A 6,655-nucleotide genomic window follows, 5' to 3' on the forward strand; every position below is an offset into this window, starting at 1 on the left:
ATGAGTGCATTTTGAAGGAAATCGGTATTGAGACAGAATTTATTACACTTGGGCAACTGCTGAAAATGACAGATACAATCAGTTCAGGCGGAATGGCCAAATGGTTTTTGAGTGAACACGAAGTATTCGTAAATGGAGAAGCGGAAGACCGCAGAGGGCGTAAATTACGTCCAGAAGATACTGTGAACATACCGGGGACGGGGGAATTCCGCATCGTTGTCGCCGAAGGCATGAGCTTCGATGCGGATTGACAACCTCGAGTTAGTCAATTACCGCAACTATGAAACGCTTAAACTCGACTTCTCGTCGGAGATCAACGTCTTCATCGGCGAGAACGCGCAAGGCAAAACCAATATCATGGAATCGCTTTATGTTTTATCGATGGCCAAATCCCACCGGACGAGTAATGACAAAGAATTGATACGCTGGGACGCGGAATATGGTAAAATTAAAGCTGATGTGCTCCGGAAATATGGCAAACTGCCGCTTGAAATCAGCTTTTCCAAAAAAGGCAAGAAAGCGAAAGTGAACCACCTGGAGCAGAGGCGGCTGAGCGATTATATCGGCCAATTGAACGTCGTCATGTTCGCTCCTGAAGACTTGCATTTAGTCAAAGGCAGCCCTCAAGTCAGGCGCCGCTTCATTGATATGGAAATCGGCCAGATTTCTCCGGTCTATCTCCATGATCTTGTTAATTACCAGAAGCTGTTGAAACAGCGCAACCATATATTGAAGCAACATTACGGCAAACAAGCCATCAATGACGTTATGTTCGAGGTTTACACAGAGCAATTTATTGAAGCTGCTGTAAGAATTATACAAAAAAGATTCCAGTTCATGGAATTGCTGCAAAAATGGGCAGAGCCGATTCATCACGGTATTTCCCGTGGGCTGGAAAAACTGGAAATCCGCTATCAGCCGATTAGTGGGTTGAAGCCCGAATGGACGCCTGCTGAAATGGCGTCCTTTTTAGAGCAAAAGCTTCAGGACGTGAAAAAGCGGGAACTCGACCGTGGCGTAACCCTCGTTGGCCCGCATCGCGATGATTTGCAATTCATCGTCAATGGTTACGATGTCCAGACTTATGGCTCCCAGGGTCAACAGCGCACCACTGCGCTGTCTTTGAAACTGGCGGAAATCGAGTTGATCAAGCAGGAAGTCGGCGAAGCACCGGTTCTCTTGCTTGATGATGTGCTTTCTGAACTGGACGATTACCGCCAGTCGCATTTACTCAATACAATCCGCGGGTCTGTGCAAACTTTTGTCACAACCACCAGCGTTGAAGGCATCCAGCACGACACCATTCAAAACGCACGCCTTTTCGAAGTAACAAAAGGAACGGTCAAGGAGTGAAGACGCATGTATGTCCAGATAGGCGCCGCCCAATTGATTGCCGTAACGGAAATCCTGGCGATCGTCCATTATGAACATTATGCCCACTCCGCTTTTACGCGGCTATTAGTCCCGCCTGAAGCGGTGAAATCCTATGTCGTTACCGATGATTTCGTCTACGGGTCGCCTTATCGGCCTCAGGCGCTTTTGAATAAAATTCAGCAAAACAGGTTATAACCGGTCAATGGAAATAATGAGTTGTCAAGAAAGAGCAGGTGAACGGAATGGCTATGGAAGATACGAATCTTGAGCAATCTTATGGCGCCAATCAGATTCAAGTATTGGAAGGCTTAGAAGCGGTCCGGAAACGGCCGGGCATGTATATCGGTTCAACGGGATCAAGAGGGTTGCACCATTTAGTGTGGGAAATCGTGGATAATAGCATCGATGAAGCCCTTGCCGGCTATTGCGATGAAATCCGCGTCACAATCGAAAAAGACAATTGGATTCGCGTGGAAGATAACGGCCGCGGAATTCCAGTGGACATGCAGGAAAAAATGGGCCGTCCAGCGGTCGAAGTCATCATGACAGTTCTTCACGCTGGCGGTAAATTCGGCGGCGGCGGCTATAAAGTATCCGGCGGCCTTCACGGTGTAGGCGCATCTGTCGTCAACGCTTTGTCCGAAACGACGGAAGTTTATGTACACCGGGACGGCAAGCGCCATTTCATTCAATTTGAGCGCGGCGCAGTCAAAAAAGAACTCGGCGTCATCGGCGAGGCCGACAAAACCGGGACAACGATCCGCTTTAAAGCGGACGGAGATATCTTTAAAGAAACCACAGTTTACGAATTCGATATCCTGGACCACCGCCTCCGCGAGCTCGCTTATTTGAACCGCGGCTTAAAAATCGTGGTCGCTGATGAACGCGAAGGTTTGGAGCAGGAAAAGAAATACCACTATGAAGGCGGTATTAAATCCTACGTCGAGCATTTGAATAAGTCGAAAGATCCTCTTCACGAAGAAGCGATTTTTGTGGAGTCGGAGCGCGACGGCATCAACGTCGAAGTCGCAATGCAATACAACGGCGGATTTGCGGCAAATATCTTTTCATTCGCGAATAATATCAGCACCCATGAAGGCGGAACGCACGAATCCGGCTTTAAAACGGCGTTGACACGCGTTATTAACGATTATGGCCGTAAGAATGGCTTGTTAAAAGACGCTGAAGCGAACTTGACTGGTGAAGACGTAAGAGAAGGATTGACGGCTATCATTTCCGTTAAGCATCCGGACCCTCAATTCGAAGGCCAGACCAAGACAAAGCTCGGCAATACTGAAGTATCGACTATCGTCAATAATCTATTCTCTAATGGATTTGAACGCTTCTTGCTGGAAAATCCATCAACGGCCAAGAAAATCATCGAAAAGGGCATCATGGCTTCCCATGCACGGATGGCTGCCAAAAAAGCACGCGAATTCACGCGTCGCAAATCGGTTCTTGAAGTCTCAAGTTTGCCAGGTAAACTCGCAGACTGTTCTTCGCGCGACCCGAAAATCAGCGAAATCTACATCGTAGAGGGAGATTCAGCGGGCGGATCCGCGAAATCCGGCCGAGATCGCCACTTCCAAGCGATTCTGCCATTGCGCGGGAAAATCCTTAACGTAGAAAAGGCGCGTTTGGATAAAATTCTTGTAAATGCGGAGATTCGTAACATCATTACTGCACTCGGAACCGGCATCGGTGAAGAGTTTAACCTTGATAAAGCGCGTTACCATAAAGTCGTCATCATGACCGATGCTGATGTCGACGGCGCCCATATCCGAACTTTGCTGTTGACGTTCCTATTCCGCTATATGCGCCCATTGATCGAAGCGGGCTATATTTACATCGCACAGCCACCATTGTTCCAAATCAAACAAGGCAAGCATGTCGATTATGTTTATTCGGATGCCCAGCTGAAAGAAGCATTAGCAAAACTTCCGGGATCACCTAAGCCGCATGTCCAGCGCTATAAAGGACTCGGCGAGATGAATGCTACTCAATTATGGGATACCACGATGGATCCTGATTTCCGGACATTGCTGCAAGTCACGCTCGAAGACGCGATGACAGCGGATGAGACTTTCCATATGTTGATGGGAGACGACGTCGAACCGCGCCGCAATTTCATTGAAGAAAACGCCAGTTATGTGAAGAACTTGGATGTATAACGCAACAAGAGTTGAGAGGAGGCTGCGGATATGGCGGAACGGCCAGGCAGCGGAGTAGAAGAAATAAATATCAGCACGGAGATGCGGACATCATTCCTTGACTATGCGATGAGTGTCATCGTTTCACGTGCTTTGCCGGATGTCCGGGACGGCTTGAAGCCGGTGCATCGGCGTATTTTATATGCCATGCATGACCTCGGAATCACAGCGGATAAAGGCTATAAAAAGTCAGCACGTATCGTCGGTGACGTAATCGGTAAATACCACCCCCACGGTGATAGCGCGGTTTATGAAACAATGGTACGGATGGCTCAGGATTTCAGCTATCGCTATATGCTTGTCGACGGCCACGGGAACTTCGGTTCTGTCGATGGTGACGCAGCAGCAGCGATGCGCTATACAGAATCTAAAATGTCAAAAATTTCCATGGAACTTTTGCGTGATTTAAATAAAAATACAGTTGATTATAAGGAAAACTATGACGGTCAGGAAAAAGAACCGATTGTCCTCCCAAGTAGATTCCCGAACTTGCTTGTCAACGGAACTTCCGGAATCGCGGTCGGGATGGCTACCAATATCCCGCCTCATAATCTAGGCGAGACGATCGATGCAGTTCTGGCGTTAGCCGAAAACCCGGCCATCACGACTGAAGAATTGCTCGATTTCCTTCCAGGCCCTGATTTCCCGACCGGAGGCATCATCCTCGGACGGAGCGGCATTCGCCGCGCCTACGAAACCGGTAAAGGTTCGGTGTTGATCCGTGCGGTCGTTGAAATCGAAACAAAACCGAACGGCAAGGAAGTAATCCTCATCCATGAACTTCCTTATCAAGTCAATAAAGCACGCCTGATCGAGAAAATCGCAGAACTGGTGCGCGACAAAAAAATCGACGGGATCACCGACTTGCGCGATGAGTCTGACCGCAACGGCATGCGCGTCGTCATCGAAGTGCGCAGAGATGCAAGTGCCAATGTTCTATTGAACAATTTGTACAAACAGACGGCGATGCAGACAAGCTTCGGCATTAATATGCTCGCGCTCGTCGATGGCCAGCCGAAAGTTCTTGGCTTGAAAGACGTTCTGTATCATTACCTTGAGCATCAGAAAGTCATCATCCGTCGCCGGACAGAATTCGATCTGCAAAAAGCGGAAGACCGCGCGCATATCCTGGAAGGCTTACGCATCGCGCTAGATCATATCGATGCCATCATCGCTTTGATCCGTGGATCGCAAACGACTGAAGAAGCACGCAACGGTTTGATGAATGATTTCAATTTATCCGAACGCCAATCCCAGGCCATCCTAGACATGCGCCTCCAGCGTTTGACCGGTCTCGAACGCGATAAGATTGAAGAGGAATACCAAGGGCTCATCGCACTCATCAACGAGTTACGTGCCATTCTTGCGGACGAATCGAAAATCCTTGAGATTATCCGTGAAGAAATCCTTGAAATCAAAGAGCGTTTCAATGATCCCCGTAGAACGGAAATCACGGTCGGTGGTTCTGAGATGATCGAAGATGAAGACCTCATCCCCCGTGAAGCTTCCGTATTGACGCTCACGCACAATGGCTACATCAAACGTTTGCCTGCCAATACGTACCGTAGCCAGAAGCGCGGCGGACGAGGCGTGCAAGGAATGGGTACCAACGACGATGATTTTGTTGAACATCTTCTATATACATCAACACATGACACAATCCTGTTCTTCACAAGCGAAGGGAAAGTTTACCGCAAGAAAGGCTATCAGGTTCCTGAGTACGGCCGGACTGCGAAAGGCTTGCCGCTCGTCAACTTGTTGGAAATTGGCAAGAACGAAAAAGTCACAGCAGTGATTCGTGTCGAAGAATTCAAAGAAGATGATTTCTTCTTCTTTACAACACGTGGTGGTCTAAGCAAGCGCACACCAGTGAGCAACTATGCCAACATCCGGCAAAATGGCTTAATTGCCATCAATTTGCGCGAAGACGACGAATTGATCTCAGTCAAGATGACTGACGGCAACAAAGAAATTGTGATCGGAACCCGTGATGGTGCATTGATCCGATTCCCTGAGACGGATATTCGTAGCATGGGACGCGCAGCAAGCGGTGTGAGGGGTATCCGTCTACGCGAAGGCGATCAAGTCGTCGGCATGGAAACCTTAGAGACAGATGATAAGATTCTGGTAATCACAGAAAATGGTTACGGCAAGCGAACAAAAGAATCCGAGTACCGTGTTCAATCCAGAGGCGGTATGGGAATCAAGACTTGTCATATCACTGAAAAGAACGGTCCTCTAGTAGCTGTACGTGCCGTTAATGGAACAGAAGACATCATGTTGATTACACAACACGGCGTGTTAATACGGATGGACGTAGAAGATATTTCGACGACTGGCAGAAACACGCAAGGAGTTCGATTGATTCGTCTTGGCGATGAAGAGGTCGTGGCGACCGTTACCAAGGTGAAGAAAGATTTGGATGACGATGAAGCAGCAGAAGTCGATGAAGACGGTGTCGAAGTGCTTGTTGAAGAAAGCGCAGAGGCAGATGTTTACACAGACGACGATGCCATCACAGATGATGAAACATCTGAAAAGGTTGAAGAAAATCTAGAAGAATAGAAGACTATTTAAAGAGCCTGTCGGTGAACCGACAGGCTCTTTTTGTTTCTTAATAGAAAGAGATTTGTAGAAAGGAAAAGTTTTTTCGTAAAAGTGTTGACGTAGGTAGAAGAGCGTGATATATTTATCAAGTCGCCAAAACAAGGCGCACAACATGAACCTTGAAAACTGAACAGCAAAACGTCAATAATACAGTCGCGAGCGATCGCGACACAACTTACTGATCAGCGTATGCAGATCAAGCGAATCGTGCGTCTTTCGAGACGGCGATACGCCAGCAGTATTGAGCAATCAACTACTCTATAATGGAGAGTTTGATCCTGGCTCAGGACGAACGCTGGCGGCGTGCCTAATACATGCAAGTCGAGCGGAACCATTGGAGCTTGCTCCTTTGGTTTAGCGGCGGACGGGTGAGTAACACGTGGGCAACCTGCCCTGCAGATCGGGATAACTCCGGGAAACCGGTGCTAATACCGAATAGTTTACGGCCTCTCATGAGGCGGTAC

5 protein-coding genes and 1 rRNA gene are annotated in these 6,655 nt (G+C 48.2%); all 6 read left to right on the plus strand.

The window, feature by feature from the left end:
- Positions 1 to 11: 11 nt before the first annotated feature.
- Positions 12 to 251 carry a S4 domain-containing protein YaaA gene (yaaA, locus tag KTG14_RS16150; RefSeq protein WP_058382265.1) on the plus strand — a complete coding sequence of 80 codons (240 nt, stop codon included), beginning with the start codon at positions 12 to 14 and terminating at the stop codon, positions 249 to 251.
- Positions 241 to 1,353 carry a DNA replication/repair protein RecF gene (gene recF, locus KTG14_RS16155; protein ID WP_216971849.1) on the plus strand — a complete coding sequence of 371 codons (1,113 nt, stop codon included), beginning with the start codon at positions 241 to 243 and terminating at the stop codon, positions 1,351 to 1,353. Before yaaA ends, recF begins: the two co-directional genes overlap by 11 nt.
- A 6-nt stretch (positions 1,354 to 1,359) precedes the next feature.
- Positions 1,360 to 1,569, plus strand: a complete 210-nt coding sequence (locus tag KTG14_RS16160; RefSeq protein WP_068459503.1) for a hypothetical protein — start codon at positions 1,360 to 1,362, stop codon at positions 1,567 to 1,569.
- 47 nt (positions 1,570 to 1,616) lie between these two features.
- Positions 1,617 to 3,545 (plus strand): DNA topoisomerase (ATP-hydrolyzing) subunit B, encoded by a 1,929-nt coding sequence (gene gyrB, locus KTG14_RS16165; RefSeq protein ID WP_216971850.1) that lies wholly within the window; start codon positions 1,617 to 1,619, stop codon positions 3,543 to 3,545.
- Positions 3,546 to 3,575: 30 nt separating this feature from the next.
- A complete protein-coding gene (gene gyrA / locus KTG14_RS16170) occupies positions 3,576 to 6,149 on the plus strand; it encodes a DNA gyrase subunit A (protein ID WP_216971851.1) in 2,574 nt (857 codons plus the stop codon).
- Between the two features lie 302 nt (positions 6,150 to 6,451).
- Positions 6,452 to 6,655: ribosomal RNA gene (locus KTG14_RS16175) — 16S ribosomal RNA — on the plus strand; the annotation flags it as partial.

The sequence above is a fragment of the Planococcus sp. CP5-4_YE genome (assembly GCF_019042655.1).
Classification (GTDB): domain Bacteria; phylum Bacillota; class Bacilli; order Bacillales_A; family Planococcaceae; genus Planococcus.

What these genes read in the sequence shown, in the direction of transcription:
- gyrA (WP_216971851.1), top strand. Translation starts at nt 3,576, where the DNA reads ATGGCGGAACGGCCAGGCAGCGGAGTAGAAGAAATAAATATCAGCACG.
- KTG14_RS16160 (WP_068459503.1), top strand. Translation starts at nt 1,360, where the DNA reads ATGTATGTCCAGATAGGCGCCGCCCAATTGATTGCCGTAACGGAAATC.
- gyrB (WP_216971850.1), top strand. Translation starts at nt 1,617, where the DNA reads ATGGCTATGGAAGATACGAATCTTGAGCAATCTTATGGCGCCAATCAG.
- recF (WP_216971849.1), top strand. Translation starts at nt 241, where the DNA reads ATGCGGATTGACAACCTCGAGTTAGTCAATTACCGCAACTATGAAACG.